We start from the raw sequence: 14,359 nt of genomic DNA, 5'->3' as shown, positions 1-14,359 counted from the left end.
TAGGGAGCCCTGAGCCCGGGGCCCGCCGGCCCACGGCCGGGGCGCGGGCCGGGCCCCGCTACAGGGCCGACCCCTCGCCCTGGTCGTCGCCGGGCGTGCTGCCCGGCGTGAGCGGCCCGCTCTCGGTCGGCGACGGCGACTGCGACGGCGAGGGCCGCGGCTCGGTCGTCTCCGGCGTCGGCGGCGCCGTCGGCACGAACACCGTCGGCGGCAGCTGCCGGGGCTGCGGCTCGCTGTCGTTCCTGCCCAGCATCAGCAGCAGCAGGATCGCCGTCACCAACACCAGCAGCAGCGCCAGCGCCAGCCCGGCCATCAGCACCCGCCGCCGCGTCTCGGTCGGCGGCCGGCGCCGCGTCGCCGTGCCCGGCAGCGCCGGCGCCCGGTCGGTCAGCCAGTACGGCACGAAGTCCGGCCCGTGCGCCTGCCCGATGAGCGTCCCGCCCACCATTACCGGCTCCAGGAACCACTCCGCCCCCGGCCGCCCCGGCACGTACGGCACCGCCACCCACGGCGCGCTGCCCAGCCGGCTGTCCAGCACCTCCGGCGCCCCGTCCAGCACGGCACCCCCGGCGGTGCCCCCGGTGCCCCCGGTGCCCCCGGTGCCCCCGGCCGCCGCCCGCGACCGCCCCGGACGCCCGAACCAGCCGCGGCGGCCGGCCCGATCGCCCCCCGCCTCCCGGATCGCGGTGATGAACCGCTCGCGCGCCGCGGCGTCGAACGCGGCGCCCCGCGTCAGCACCGCCAGCGACACCGCCCGCCCGTCGGCGGCCTGACCCAGGTACACGAAACCGGCCGGCGCCTGGTGCAGGCGCGCCTGCACCACGAAGGGCCCCAGCCGGGGCGGATCACCGTACTGCAGGGGACTTGCCACGTTTGCCATGAAAGCACAGACGTGGCGTCGTGCACGTTTGCGGCGCGTTTGGTGGAATGGCGTCATGAGCGTCGCCGAAGAGTTGCCGGACGGAACCGACGCGGCACTGCTGCGTCAGAGTCTCGACGAGGTCCGGCGGGTGATCGTCGGCCAGGAGCACATGGTGGAAAGGCTCGTCGTGGCCCTGCTCGCCCGCGGCCACTGCCTGCTGGAAGGGGTGCCCGGCGTCGCCAAGACCCTCGCCGCCTCCACCCTGGCCACCGTCGTGGGCGGCACCTTCGCCCGCATCCAGTTCACCCCCGACCTGGTGCCCAGCGACATCGTCGGCACCCGCGTCTACCACCCCTCCAACGAGAAGTTCGACGTCGAGCTCGGCCCCGTCTTCGTCAACTTCCTGCTCGCCGACGAGATCAACCGCGCCCCCGCCAAGGTCCAGTCCGCCCTCCTGGAGGTCATGGCCGAGCGCCAGGTCACCCTGGCCGGCGTCACCCATCCGCTGCCCAGGCCGTTCATCGTGCTGGCCACCCAGAACCCCATCGAGTCCGAGGGCGTCTACCCGCTGCCCGAGGTGCAGCGCGACCGCTTCCTGTTCCGGGTCCGCGTCCCCCACCCCACCGCCCACGAGGAGCTGGAGATCCTGCAGCGGATGAGCGTCACCCCGCCCGTCCCCGACCGCGTCCTCGAACCCGACAAGCTGCTCGCCCTCCAGCAGGCCGCCGAGGAGGTCTCGGTCCACCAGCTCGTCGCCGACTACGTCGTCCGCTTGGTCATGGCCACCCGCGCCCCCGCCGAGTACGGCCTGGCCGACCTCACCGACACCATCGAGATCGGCGTCAGCCCCCGCGCCACCCTCGGCCTGGTCGCCGCCGGCCGCGCCCTGGCCCTGCTGCGCGGCCGCGACTACCTGCTGCCCGACGACGTGCGCGACGTCGCCGTGGACGTCATGGCCCACCGCCTCATGCTCACCTTCGACGCCCTGGCCGACGGCGTCGACCCCGAGCAGGTCGTCAAGCAGATCCTGCACTCCGTCCCCCCGCCCCTCGTCGTCTGGAACCAGAACCGTTGAGCACCCCCACCGCCGAGCAGGCGCTGCGCAGGCTGGAACTCACCGTGACCCGGCGGCTCGACGGGCTGCTCCACGGAGCCCACCAGGGCCTGCTGCCCGGCACCGGCAGCGAGGCCGGCGACAGCCGCGTCTACGTCCCCGGCGAGGACGACGTGCGCCGCATGGACTGGAACGTCACCGCCCGCACCACCGTCCCCCACGTCCGCGACCTCATCGCCGACCGCGAGCTGGAGACCTGGGCCCTGGCCGACCTGTCGCCCAGCATGGACTTCGGCACCGCCGACACCGACAAACGCGACCTGGTCATCGCCGCCGTCGGCGCCATCGGCTTCCTGTCCAGCCGCATGGGCGACCGCTTCGGCGCGCTGGTCCTGCACGACGAGTACGTCCACCGCATGCCCGCCCGCACCGGCCGCCCCGCCCTGTACGGGCTGCTGCACTCCCTCATGGACGCCCCCCGCGGCCAGGTCGTGCCCGACCCGCCCGACCTGGCCGAGGGCATCGAGGTGCTGACCGCCACCCGCCGCAGGCGCGGCATGCGGCTCGTCGTCTCCGACTTCCTCGACGCCCGCCCCGACCTCGACCCCGACGCCGAACGCCCCTGGGAGCGCCCCATCAGGCGGCTGGCCGCCCGCCACCAGGTCCTGGCCGTCGAGGTCATCGACCCCCGCGAGCTCGAACTGCCCGACGTCGGCCGGGTCGCGTTCGCCGACCCCGAGACCGGGAACGTACGCGAGGTGCACCTGACGCCCAAAGTCCGCCGGGCCTACGCCGAAGCCGCGGAGCTCCAGCGCGAGGGCACCCGCCGGGCGCTGCGCCGCGCCGGCATCGCCCACCTGGTGCTGCGCACCGACCGCGACTGGGTCTTCGACATCGCGCAGTTCGTGCTGCGCCAGCGCCGCATGAGCCACGTCGCCCGCAGAGCCCACGGGAAGGTGACATGACGTTCCTCGCGCCCGGCTGGCTGTGGTTGTTCGTCCTGGTGGCGCTGCTGGTGGCCGGCTACGTCGCGGCGATGTTCGCCCGCCGCCGCTACACCGTGCGCTTCACCAACCTCGCCCTGCTCGACCTCGTCGCCCCCGCCGGCCCCGGCTGGCGCCGGCACGTCGCGCCCGCCCTCTTCCTCGTCATGATGTCGCTGCTGGTCATCGGCGCCGCCAAGCCCGCCGACCAGGTCCGCGTCCCCCGCGACCGGGCCACCATCATGATCGCCCTGGACGTGTCGCTGTCCATGGACGCCGGCGACGTCCAGCCCAACCGCATCGCCGCCGCCAAGACCGCCGCCCAGAACTTCGCCCGCGAGCTGCCCGACCGCTTCAACGTCGGCGTCGTCTCCTTCGCCCGCTCGGCCAACGTCGTCATCTCCCCCACCACCGACCACCAGGCCGTCATCACCGCCATCGGCACCCTCACCACCCGCCCGGGCACCGCCATCGGCGAGGCCGTCTTCAACGCCCTCGACTCGCTGCGCGCCTTCGACCAGCAGGCCGCCACCGACCCGCCGCCCGCCGCGATCGTGCTGCTGTCCGACGGCGACAACACCTCCGGCCGCTCCGTCAACGAGGCCATCGAGGCCGCCCAGCAGGCCCACGTCCCGGTCTCCACCATCGCCTACGGCACCCAGGACGGCACCGTCGACATCGACGGCCGCCCGGTGAACGTCCCGGTCAACAAGCAGACCCTGCAGTCGCTGTCCGACGGCACCTCCGGTCGCGCCTACACCGCCGAGTCCGGCGCCGAGCTGCGCGAGGTCTACGAGCAGATCGGCACCTCGCTCGGCTACAAGCTGGTCAGCCAGGAGATCACCCAGTGGTTCATCGTGGCCGCCGTCATCGCCGGGCTCCTGGTGGCGGGCGCCGCGGTCATGTTCGGCTCGCGCATCCCGTAACGTTTCACCACGTGGCCCACTACTTCTCCGAGCGGCCGGGCGCCGCCAGCCGGCCCGGCGCGGTCGATCTCGTCCTGCCCGACCTGCACCTGCGGCTGGAGACCGACAGCGGGGTGTTCTCGCCGGAGCGGGTCGACGTGGGCACGCGCGTGCTGCTGGAGAGCGTCCCGCCGCCGCCCCAGGAGGGCGACCTGCTCGACCTGGGCTGCGGCTACGGGCCGATCGCGCTGACGATGGCCTCCCGTGCCCCGCGGGCCACCGTGTGGGCCGTCGATGTCAACCGGCGCGGCCTGGAGCTGACCGAGCGCAATGCCAAGACCGCCCGCCTTGACAAAGTAAGGTCAGTGCATGCCGACGAGGTGCCGGGCGACGTCCGGTTCCGGGCGATCTGGTCCAACCCGGCGATCCGCATCGGCAAGCAGGCCCTGCACGACATGCTCACCAGGTGGCTGTCCCGGCTGACGCCCGACGGCGTGGCCTACCTGGTCGTCCAGAAACACCTCGGCTCCGACTCCCTGCAGCGCTGGCTCGGCGAGCAGGGCTGGCAGGTCTCCCGCGAGGCCAGCCGGGCCGCCTACCGCATCCTGAAGGTGACCCCATGAGAAGGCAGCTGCGCCCCACCGACGTCAAGCGGCTCAACCGCACCTGGCGCAGGAACACCGCCAACCGCCTCGGCCTGATCGTGGAGTCGGTCACCGGCCCGTTCAACATCGGCTCGATCTTCCGCAGCGCGGCGGCGTTCGGCGTGGACGAGATCTGGCTGGCCGGCAACGCCACCCCGCCGACCAACCCCAAGGCCGGCAAGACCGCGCTCGGCACCGAGCGGCTGGTCACCTGGCACGAGCCGGTGCCCGCCACCGAGGCGGTCAAGGCCGCCCGCGAGGAGGGCTTCACCGTGCTGGCCATCGAGCTGACCGCCGAGGCGGTGCCGCTGCACCGGGCCGACCTCGGGCGCGACGTGTGCCTGGTGGTCGGCAGCGAGGACCACGGCTGCTCCCCCGCCCTGCTCGACGCCGTGGACGGCGCCTGCTACATCCCGCAGGTCGGCCGGGTGGGCTCGTTCAACGTCGCGGTGGCCACCGCCATCGCGCTGGCCGAGGCACGCCGCCAGGAGTGGCAGAATCTCCCCGATTCGTAACCACACCGTTCATCCCGGAAGGGCATACTTCAGGACGTGCTGAGCCGCCGATTCGCCTTCCTCGACCATCCGGGCCCGCTCGCCTTCGCCCACCGCGGAGGAGCCGCGGAAGGCGCGGAGAACTCCGTGGCCGCCTTCGAACGGGCGGTCGGGCTCGGCTACACCTATCTGGAGACCGACGCGCACGCCACCGCCGACGGCGTGCTGGTCGCCTTCCACGACCACACCCTCGACCGGGTGACCGACCAGCGGGGGCGCATCTCCGAGCTGCCCTACCGGGCGGTCCGGCGGGCCCGCATCGGCGGCGTCCACGAGATCCCCCTGCTGGAGGACCTCCTGGGCACCTGGCCGCAGGTCCGCTTCAACATCGACGTCAAGGAGGCCGCGGCGATCGCGCCGCTGGCCGAGGCGGTCCGGCGCACCAACGCCTACGACCGGATCTGCCTGACCTCCTTCTCCGACGAGCGGCTGGTGCTGGCCAAGGCGGCGCTGGGCCGGGAGGTGTGCTCGGCGCTCGGGCCGCGCGGCGTGGCCGCGCTGCGCGCCGCGGCCGCCACCTCCGGCTACGGCCGGCTGCTGGCCCGCCTGTCGCGCGCCGGCGTCCCCTGCGCCCAGGTGCCGGTGGGCATCCGCGGGCTGCGCGTCACCACCCGCCGCCTGGTCCGCACCGCGCACGCCATCGGCATGCAGGTGCACGTGTGGACCGTCAACGACCCCGCCCGCATGGAGCAGCTGCTCGACCTCGGCGTGGACGGCATCATGACCGACAACGTCACCGGCCTGCGCGAGGTGCTGAGCCGGCGCGGCCAGTGGCATCCCGGCAGCCTGGCCGCCTGACCCCGAGCCTCTCCCCCACCCCGCCGCCGCGAAGGAGCGACCCGTCCCCATGCCCGTACCCGCACCCCCCGCGGCCCTCGACGACTCCCCCGCAGCGCGCCGGCGCGAGCAGCGCGGCTGGTACGTCTACGACTGGGCCAACTCGGCCTTCTACACCGTGGTCATCTCGGTCTTCCTGGGGCCCTACCTCATCCCGGTCGCCAGGACCGCGGCCTGCGCCAAGGACTTCCCCGGCGTGGCCGCCGCCACCTGCGCCGACACCTTCGACGAGCTGGCCGCCGCCAACCCCGGCCTGGGGTACGTGGACGTGCTGGGCGCCGACATCCGGCCGGCCGCGTACTTCGGGCTGATCACCACGGTCGCGGTGTTCCTGCAGATCGTGTTCCTGCCGGTGGTGGGCGCGCTGGCCGACCACACCGGCCGCAAGAAGGAGCTGCTCGGCGGCTTCGCCTACGTCGGGGCGCTGGCCGCGATGGGCCTGTTCTTCGTCGAGGGCGACCGCTACCTGCTGGGCGGGGTGCTGTTCATCCTGGCGAACCTGGCCTACGGCTCGTCCATCGTGGTCTACGACTCGTTCCTGCCGCAGATCTCCACCCCGCAGGAGCGCGACAGGGTCTCCTCGCGCGGCTGGGCCATCGGCTACCTGGGCGGCGGCCTGCTGCTGGCCCTCAACCTGGTGCTGTACCTGCAGTACGAGAGCCTGGGGCTGAGCCAGGGCATGGCGGTGCGGATCTGCATGGCCTCCTCCGGCCTGTGGTGGGCCACGTTCACCATCGTGCCGCTGCTGCGGCTGCGCAACCGGCCGGTGCCGGCGCACGAGAGCACCGCGCTGGCCTCGGTCGGCGGCAGCTTCCGCCAGCTCGGCCGCACCCTCGCCGAGCTGCGGCGCTACCCGCTGACGCTGCTGTTCCTGGTGGCGTACCTGGTCTACAACGACGGCGTGCAGACCGTGATCGGCAACAGCGCGGCGTTCGCCTCCGAGGCGCTCAAGCTGCCCCAGACCGTGCAGATCACCGCGATCCTGATGGTGCAGTTCGTGGCGTTCTTCGGGGCGCTGCTGCTGGGCCGGCTGGCGCGCGCCCTCGGTACCAAGCGCACGGTGCTGGGGAGCCTGGTGTTGTGGACGGCGATCGTGGCGGCGGCCATGTTCGTGGCCGAGGGGCAGGCGCTGCAGTTCTACCTGATGGCCTTCGCCATCGCGATCGTGCTGGGCGGCACGCAGGCGCTGTCGCGCTCGTTGTTCTCGCAGGTCATCCCGAAGGGGCGCGAGGCGGAGTACTTCAGCCTGCTGCAGATCAGCGACAAGGGTTCGGCGTTCATCGGCTCGCTGACCGTCACCGTGGCGTTGCAGCTGACCAACAGCTACCGCATCGCCATCGTCTCGATGGTGGTCTTCTTCGTGCTCGGTTTCGTGTTGCTGGCCCTGACGAACCTGCCCAAGGCCATCCGCGACGCGGGCAACGAGGTGCCCGAACGCGTCTGACCACCGCTGATCGCCGCTGATCGCCGCGCATCGCCACCCGCCCGGAGCAGCGGGGCCAGAAACCGAGGGGCCGAGCGCGATTGGATCACCCCGAGGGTGGGAATCCCATCACGGTACCAAGCGTTAGACACCGTGGGAGACAGACCCCCCACGCATGGGGGCCCTGTAGGAGGCATTCAGACATGGGCGAGCGCGCGCTTCGTGGCACCCGGCTCGGGGCAACCAGCTACGAGAACGACCGTAACACGGATCTGGCCCCGCGCCAGGAGGTGTCCTACACCTGTCCGAAGGGCCATCGCTTCGAGGTGCCGCTTGCCGCCGAGGCCGAGATCCCCGCGACGTGGGAGTGCCGCATGTGCGGCGCGACCGCGGTGCGAGTGGACGGCGAGCAGCCGGAGTCGAAGAAGATCAAGCCCCCGCGGACACACTGGGACATGCTCCTGGAACGGCGGTCCATCGAGGATCTTGAGGAGGTGCTCAACGAGCGGCTGGCGGTCCTTCGGGCCCAGCGCCGCAAGAGCGCCTGAGCTTCTTCTCACGGTGAGACCCCCGGGCCGGTTCCGGCCCGGGGGTCCTTCGTGTCCGCCTCAGCTCACCAGCACCTGGGTGGCGGTGTCCTTGAGCCGGGAGTCGGCCCAGCGGAGCTGGCGCAGCGTCCGCGGGTGGCAGCTCCTGGCCAGCTCCAGCAGCTCGCGCCGCCGGGCGCCCTGCGCGGCCTGGGCGAGCAGCTCCCAGTCCATCGACACGCCCGCGGCCTCCCGGTACAGGTGGCGGAAGTCGGCCAGCAGGAGCAGGCCGGGCTCCTGGCGCCGGCCGAGCCATTCGGCGGCCTTCTCCCGCATCCGCTCCACCGGCGTGGACTCCCCCGCCGGCGACGGGTCCAGCTCCAGCCCGTAGCCCTCGCCCGCCTCGGCCAGCAGGCGCACGTGGTCGCGCGACCAGGCGGCCAGGTCGCGGGCCACGTAGTACGTCTCGTGGTCGGTACGGTGCCGCTCCGACATCCGCAGCAGCAGGTGGGCCAGCCCGTTCTCGGCGCGGTGCAGCTCCTTGAGCACCAGGTCCAGCTTCACGCGGCGCCTCCCTCGCGGGCCAGGGCGGCCTCGCCGCCGGCGGTGGCCGGCACGCCCGGCGCGACCGGCCTGGACGCGGCCGTGGTGGGCGCCGGGGACGGCTCGCCGCCGCCCGGCTCGACCAGCCGCACCCGGGCCGCGGCCGTCTTGAACAGGGGCTGCTTGGAGACCGGGTCCCAGTCGGTGACGGTCAGCTCGTTGGCCGCCCGGCCGCTCTCCGCGTCCCGCGGCCCGGATCCGCCGGGCTCGTCCCAGTAGCCGTAGTGGAACGGCAGGAAGACCACCCCGTCCCGCATGGCGGTCACCCGCAGCCGGGCGCGGACCGTGCCGCGCGGCGTGGCCACCTCCAGCAGGTCGCCCTCGGCCAGCCCGGCGCGGGCGGCCTCCCCCGGCGACAGCTCGGCCCACACCTGCGGCGCGGCCTGCCGGAGCTGCGGGGTGCGCCCGGTCTTGGTGCGGGTGTGGAAGTGGTAGAGCGTGCGGCCGGTGATCAGGCAGAGCGGGAACTCCTCGCCGGGCGGCTCGTGCGGCGGGACGTACTCGGCCGCCTTGATGATCGCCTTGGCGCCGGGGTTGAGCGCCTTGTACTCGGTGTCCGACAGCGGCGCGCCGGTCACCAGGTCGCGCCCGTAGCCCTCGCAGTAGTCGGGGGCGCTGAAGAAGCGGCCGTCGGCGTAGAGCCGCTCGGTGCCGACGGGGTGGGCCTCGTCGCACGGCCACTGCACGCCGCTGCCGCCGCGCAGCATCGCGTACGTCAGCCCGGTGTAGTCGCACGGCCGGCCGCGCGAGCACTCCTTCCAGCCCTCGAACGCGCCCTCGGGGTCGCTCCACTTGACCAGCGGCGCGCCGTCCTTGTCGCGCAGGTCCAGGCGGCGCGCGAGGTCGAGGAAGATGTCGAGGTCGGACCTGGCCTCGCCGGGCGGGTCCACGGCCTGGTCCGACAGGTGCACGGTGCGGTCGGCGTTGGTGAAGGTGCCGGTCTTCTCGCCCCAGGTCGCGGCCGGCAGCACCACGTCGGCGAGCCGCGCGGTCTCCGACAGGAAGATGTCCTGCACCACCAGGAACAGCCCCTCGCGCGCCAGGATCGAGCGGACGCGGCGCAGCTCGGGCAGCGACACCGCCGGGTTGGTGCCGATCACGTACAGGAACCGGATCGAGCCCTCCTCGGCGTAGCGGAACATCTGCATCGCGTGGGTGGGCGGCGAGTAGTGCGGGATGTCCATCGGGTCGATGTTCCAGACGCGGGCCAGGTCGCGCACGTGCGCCTCGTTGGCCCAGTTGCGAAAGCCCGGCAGGTCGCCGTCGGCGCCGCACTCGCGGGTGTTCTGGGCGGTGGGCTGGCCGTTCATCTGCAGCACGCCGCAGCCGGGCCGGCCGAGCATGCCACGCAGCAGGTGCACGTTGTTGACCTGCACGGCCGCGGCCGTGGCCTGGTGGGCCTGGTAGAAGCCCTGCAGGACGGTGGACAGTAACCGCTCGGCGGTGCCCAGCAGCCGGGCCGCCTCGCGCAGGTCGGCCACCGGCACGTCACAGACGCGGGCGGCCTCCTCCGGCGGCCAGGCGGCCACGCGCTCGCGCAACTCCTCGAAGCCGACCGTGTGGGAGCGCAGGTAGCCCTCGTCGATCCAGCCGTTGGCGATGATCTCGTGCAGCAGGCCGTTCATGAGCGCGACGTTGGTGCCGGGGCGCGGGGCCAGGTGGACGGCGGCGGCGCGGGCGACCTCGGTCTCGCGCGGGTCCACGCAGACCAGGGCGGGCGGGTTGGGGCCGGCCAGCCGGTCGAGAACGCGGCTCCACAGGACGCTCTGGGTCTCGGCGACGTTGTGGCCGTACAGGGCGATGACGTCGGCATGGTCCACGTCCGCGTACGAGCCGGGCTGGCCGTCGCAGCCGAACGACTCCTTCAGCGCGGCCGCCGCCGTGGCCGTGCACAGGCGGGTGTTGCCGTCCACGTGGTTGGTGCCGATGCCGCCGTGCGCGAGCAGGGCGAGGGTGTAGTACTCCTCCAGGAAGAGCTGGCCGGTGGTGTAGAAGCCGACGGCGCTCGGCCCCTGGTCGGCCAGCAGCCGCCGCAGGTTGCCGGTGACGCGGTCCATGGCGGTCTCCCAGTCGCTCTCCACCAGCCGGCCGTTCTCGCGGACCAGGGGGCGCGTCAGGCGGTCGGGGGCGCGGCCGGACTGCCAGGCGTACAGGTCCTTGGGGTCCAGGCGGCCGCGGTTGACCCGGTCGGCGGCCCGGCCGCGCACCCCGACGATGCGGCCCGCGCGGACGGCGATGTCCATGGCGTCGCCGTTGCTGTGCAGGATCGACGCGCTCTGCACCCAGCGCTCCACGTCCTGCTCGCCCAGGCCCGCCTCCAGGAAGGAGTCCACGCGCACCGGCCAGGGCTCACCCGGCCCGTACGGCGTCCGCGTCCCCCACGGCTCGGCGATTCTGTCCACCCGCGGCATGTGCCCTCCCGGCGTTCCTCGGAGATCGGGGACGCCTTCCCCGCAGGGGACGGGCCATACGTGCTAGCGCGGGTCGCGCTCCTCCCTGATGACCTCGCCGGTCACCACCGGGCCGCCGTGGGGAGCGCCGTGGGAGGCGCCGGGGTCCTGGCGGGCCGGGAAGAGGCCGGCGTACGGCGAGGCCGCCGCCATGCGCTTGATGCGCCGCTCGAAGAGCCACGCCCCCAGCCGCCGCATGAACGGCCGCGTGGCCGGCAGGATGCACGCGAAGCCGAGGACGTCGCTGAAGAAGCCGGGCGTCAGCAGCAGCGTGCCGCCCACCAGCACCAGGCCGCCGTCGGCCAGCTCGCGCTCGGGCATCCGGCCGGAGCGCAGCGCCTCCTGCAGCGCCCGCCAGGCCCGCCGCCCCTCGCGGCGCACGAGCCAGGCGCCGAGCAGGCTGTCGGCGATCAGCAGGGCCACGGTCGCGGGCCCGCCGATCACGGACCCGACCTGGATCAGCAGCCAGATCTCCAGCACGGGGACGACCAGGAAGGCCAGGAACAGCAGGAGCCGCATCGTTTTCCTCGATTCCGCATCACGCGCACGCACGCCAGGGACCGCGTACACCGGGAACAACGCGCGGGGCGCCGCGCGCGTTCCTGAGCGGCCGGGCTGACCTGTGCCGAGCCGGCCGGTCCGGGCTAGCCGGTGCCGGTGCCGCGGCCGCGGCGCAGCCGCCTGGGGAGGCCGGCCACGCCCCACAACCCGATGCGCCACAGCGCCTCGGACATGATCTTCCCGCTCATCTTGCTCTTGCCGACCGTCCGCTCCACGAACGTGATCGGCACCTCCACCACCCGCAGCCCGTGCCGGGACGTGCGCAGCGTCAGGTCCACCTGGAAGCAGTAGCCCTGCGACTCCACCCCCGCCAGGCCCACCTTCTCCAGGGCGGCGGCCCGGTAGGCGCGAAAGCCCGCGGTCGCGTCGCGCACCGGCAGGCCGAGCATGACGCGGGTGTAGACGTTGGCGCCCTTGGACAGCAGCTCGCGCCGCTGCGGCCAGTTGACGATCCGGCCGCCGGGGACGTACCGCGAGCCGATGGCCAGGTCGGCGCCCTCGCCCAGCGCGTCCAGCAGCCGGGGCAGCTCCTCGGGCTGGTGGGAGCCGTCGGCGTCCATCTCCACCAGCACCTCGTAGCCCTGGTCCAGGCCCCAGCGGAAACCCGCGATGTAGGCCGCGCCGAGGCCCTGCTTGCCGGGCCGGTGCAGGACGTGCACCTGCTCGTCGGCGGCGGCCAGCCCGTCGGCGACCTCGCCGGTGCCGTCGGGGCTGTTGTCGTCGGCCACGAGCACGTGGGCGTGCGGCACGGCCGACCGGATGCGCTCGACGATCGAGGGGAGGTTGTCGCGCTCGTTGTAGGTCGGGACGACGACGAGCACCCTGCCGAGAGTCTCCATGTTCAGTAGGTCCTCACCCGTCACCTCACCGCCTGGCCCGTCGTCCGCCGCTCCACGCGGCGACCGCGGCCGCCGCGACTCCCATCACCGTCAGTGCCCATTCCGGCCAGGCGCCCACCTTGGTGGCGAGCGTCTCCTGGGTGCGGACGGGCACCTTCACCACGTTCATGTCCGCGATCAGTTCGCGGGTCTGCCAGGAGACCTTACCGTCAGGCGTGACAAAAGCGGAGATCCCCGTGGTGGCGGCGGTGACGACGGCCCTGTTGTGCTCGACGGCGCGCAGCTGGGACATGGCGAGCTGCTGCGCCGGCAGGTTGGACAGGGCGTAGCTGGCGTTGTTGGTCTGCACCACGAGCGGGGTGCCGCCGGCGCGCACGGTCTCGCGCACGGTGCCGTCGTAGGCGACCTCGTAGCAGTTGACCGCGCCGATCGTGACCGGGCCCAGCTTGAGGTCGCCGGGCCGGTGGCCGGGCACCGACTGGCGGCCCACCAGGTTCGCCCGCTCCGACAGGGCCAGCACCAGGTCCTTGAACGGGGTGTACTCGCCGAACGGCACCAGGTTCTGCTTGTCGTAGTAGGCGCCGGGCCCGGTGACCGGGTCCCAGGTGAGGCTGCGGGTGGCGCGCCGGTCGTCGCCGATGGCCACCACGGCGCCCACGAGCGTGGGCACGCCGACGTCGCTGACGGAGTCCTGGATGATCTGGCGGGCGTACTCGTCGCGGTAGGGGTCGATGTCGGTGGAGTTCTCCGGCAGGACCACGATGTCGGGCCTGGGCAGCCTGCCCTCGCGGACGGCCTGGGCCAGGCGCTTGGTCTCGTCGGCGTGGTTGCGCAGCACGACGGCCGGCTCGTCGCCGAGGGCGTACATGCCGCGGCCGGGGACGTTGCCCTGCACGATGCCGACGTTGACCGTGCGGCCCTCGTCGCCGGGGCGCGGCACCACCAGGGTCAGGAGGGGCACCGCCAGCGCCAGGAGCGCCGGTGCCGCGCGCGCCCAGGGGCGGGCGGCCGGAGGCCGGGACACGACGGCGCCGGCCAGCAGGGCGCCGCACAGGGCCACGGCGAACGACACCAGGGGGGCGCCGCCGAGCGCGGCGTACTCGGTGAACAACGACCGGCCCTGGCTGAAGGCCGCCCGCGCCCACGGGAAGCCGCCGATCGGCACCAGGCCGCGCGCCCACTCCATCGCCACCCACAGGCCGCCGAACCACACGGGCCAGCCGCGCAGCCGGAACACCAGCGCGGCCAGGGCGGCCAGGGCGGCGTAGAAGACGCTCTCCGTGGCCACCAGCAGGACCCACACGTCGTCGCCGATCGCCCTGACCCAGGCCAGGGTCGGGAACAGGAACACCGCCGCGCCGACGGCGCCGATCCAGGCGGCGCGGCGGGGACGGGCGCCGAAGAGGGAGACCACCAGGAGGGCGATGCCCAGGGGCGCGCACGGCCACCAGCCGAGCGGCGGGAACGCGGCGAACAGCACCAGCCCGCCGGACGCGGCCGCCGCGACCCGCACCGGCAACCGCCCGGCGCCCGCGGGAACGGCCGGGACGCCGCCCGCGCCGCCCGCGGAGCCCGGGGACGGCGGGCTCGTTCGTTCCTGCACCACTGCGGGTCTCCTCCGCCACCGTCGAACGCCTGCTTGCGCAAACGGTACCGCCCCCGGGTGGCGCCCACGGCCGCGCGGGGGCCGTGCGGGGGCATGCGGGGTCGCGGCGGCGCGGCAGGGTGATCCCGCGGCCGACGGGATCACCCGGCGCACTCGCGTCCGGCGCACGGGAGCGGGAAAAGGGCCCGGAAACCCTTCGGACCGGATCCGTCTCGTCGGCGGCGAGCGCGGAATTCCGTTGTCTACTGGGCTCCCGGGCCCGTCCCGGGTCCAACCCCCCGCCCGGTTGGGGTGCCCCGACTCGACGGACCGACGGCCCTGCACCTGGCTGTGTGGACGAAGTCACGCTCCGTCACGGACGCAGGATCCGACGATGTCAGAGACGGCCAACCGGCCAAGTCCCGTGCTGGACTCCGCAGCAAACTACCGACTCCACCTCAGATGTCAACCGTGTCCCGATCAGCGGCGACGCCGGCTTTCCGCCGGTGGGGCGCGCGGAGCCGCCCGCGAC

At 73.5% G+C, this 14,359-nt stretch carries 14 protein-coding genes; 8 read left to right on the top strand and 6 right to left on the bottom strand.

Translation table 11 applies throughout. The features are described from left to right. Window positions 1–58: 58 nt before the first annotated feature. Window positions 59–880, bottom strand: a complete 822-nt coding sequence (locus tag AB0H75_RS21585) for a hypothetical protein (RefSeq protein WP_367798709.1) — start codon at window positions 878–880, stop codon at window positions 59–61. A 55-nt stretch (window positions 881–935) separates the two neighbouring features. Between AB0H75_RS21585 and AB0H75_RS21580 the strand changes: the two genes are divergently transcribed. The 8 genes from AB0H75_RS21580 (at window position 936) to AB0H75_RS21545 (ending at window position 7,810) form a co-directional block, all read left to right on the top strand. Next, window positions 936–1,937 (top strand): AAA family ATPase, encoded by a 1,002-nt coding sequence (locus tag AB0H75_RS21580; protein ID WP_367798707.1) that lies wholly within the window; start codon window positions 936–938, stop codon window positions 1,935–1,937. Continuing rightward, window positions 1,934–2,881 carry a DUF58 domain-containing protein gene (locus AB0H75_RS21575; RefSeq protein ID WP_367798705.1) on the top strand — a complete coding sequence of 316 codons (948 nt, stop codon included), beginning with the start codon at window positions 1,934–1,936 and terminating at the stop codon, window positions 2,879–2,881. Before AB0H75_RS21580 ends, AB0H75_RS21575 begins: the two co-directional genes overlap by 4 nt. Then, a complete protein-coding gene (locus AB0H75_RS21570) occupies window positions 2,878–3,825 on the top strand; it encodes a VWA domain-containing protein (RefSeq protein WP_367798704.1) in 948 nt (315 codons plus the stop codon). The genes AB0H75_RS21575 and AB0H75_RS21570 overlap by 4 nt, the downstream gene beginning before the upstream one ends. Before the next feature lie 11 nt (window positions 3,826–3,836). Further along, complete coding sequence (locus AB0H75_RS21565) at window positions 3,837–4,427, top strand: class I SAM-dependent methyltransferase (RefSeq protein ID WP_367798702.1); 591 nt, start codon at window positions 3,837–3,839, stop codon at window positions 4,425–4,427. After that, window positions 4,424–4,963 carry a TrmH family RNA methyltransferase gene (locus AB0H75_RS21560; protein WP_367798700.1) on the top strand — a complete coding sequence of 180 codons (540 nt, stop codon included), beginning with the start codon at window positions 4,424–4,426 and terminating at the stop codon, window positions 4,961–4,963. Before AB0H75_RS21565 ends, AB0H75_RS21560 begins: the two co-directional genes overlap by 4 nt. 39 nt (window positions 4,964–5,002) lie before the next feature. After that, window positions 5,003–5,800 (top strand): glycerophosphodiester phosphodiesterase family protein, encoded by a 798-nt coding sequence (locus AB0H75_RS21555; RefSeq protein WP_367799039.1) that lies wholly within the window; start codon window positions 5,003–5,005, stop codon window positions 5,798–5,800. Window positions 5,801–5,849: 49 nt separating this feature from the next. Further along, the gene (locus AB0H75_RS21550; protein WP_367798698.1) at window positions 5,850–7,283 is read left to right on the top strand and encodes an MFS transporter; all 1,434 of its coding nucleotides are present in this window, start codon (window positions 5,850–5,852) and stop codon (window positions 7,281–7,283) included. Window positions 7,284–7,465: 182 nt separating this feature from the next. After that, complete coding sequence (locus AB0H75_RS21545; protein WP_367798697.1) at window positions 7,466–7,810, top strand: RNA polymerase-binding protein RbpA; 345 nt, start codon at window positions 7,466–7,468, stop codon at window positions 7,808–7,810. 60 nt (window positions 7,811–7,870) lie between these two features. Here the strand turns inward: AB0H75_RS21545 and AB0H75_RS21540 are convergent, their stop codons facing one another. The 5 genes from AB0H75_RS21540 to lnt form a co-directional block, all read right to left on the bottom strand. Then, on the bottom strand, window positions 7,871–8,353 hold the full coding sequence (locus AB0H75_RS21540) for a hypothetical protein (protein WP_367798695.1): 483 nt from the start codon (window positions 8,351–8,353) through the stop codon (window positions 7,871–7,873). Next, window positions 8,350–10,803: a molybdopterin oxidoreductase family protein gene (locus AB0H75_RS21535; protein ID WP_367798693.1), complete on the bottom strand. Its 2,454-nt coding sequence runs from the start codon at window positions 10,801–10,803 to the stop codon at window positions 8,350–8,352. The genes AB0H75_RS21540 and AB0H75_RS21535 overlap by 4 nt, the downstream gene beginning before the upstream one ends. A 63-nt stretch (window positions 10,804–10,866) precedes the next feature. Then, complete coding sequence (locus tag AB0H75_RS21530) at window positions 10,867–11,361, bottom strand: FxsA family protein (RefSeq protein ID WP_367798691.1); 495 nt, start codon at window positions 11,359–11,361, stop codon at window positions 10,867–10,869. A 125-nt stretch (window positions 11,362–11,486) separates the two neighbouring features. Further along, window positions 11,487–12,242, bottom strand: coding sequence for a polyprenol monophosphomannose synthase (locus AB0H75_RS21525; protein ID WP_367798689.1), 756 nt, complete (start codon window positions 12,240–12,242; stop codon window positions 11,487–11,489). Between the two features lie 25 nt (window positions 12,243–12,267). Continuing rightward, window positions 12,268–13,848, bottom strand: coding sequence for an apolipoprotein N-acyltransferase (gene lnt / locus AB0H75_RS21520; RefSeq protein WP_367798687.1), 1,581 nt, complete (start codon window positions 13,846–13,848; stop codon window positions 12,268–12,270). Between the last annotated feature and the right edge of the window lie 511 nt (window positions 13,849–14,359).

Origin of the sequence: Nonomuraea sp. NPDC050783 (genome assembly GCF_040802095.1) — a bacterium.
Classification (GTDB): Bacteria; Actinomycetota; Actinomycetes; order Streptosporangiales; family Streptosporangiaceae; genus Nonomuraea.
The sequence above is the reverse complement of the archived record's forward strand: the minus strand, read 5'-3'. Positions and strand labels throughout refer to the sequence as shown.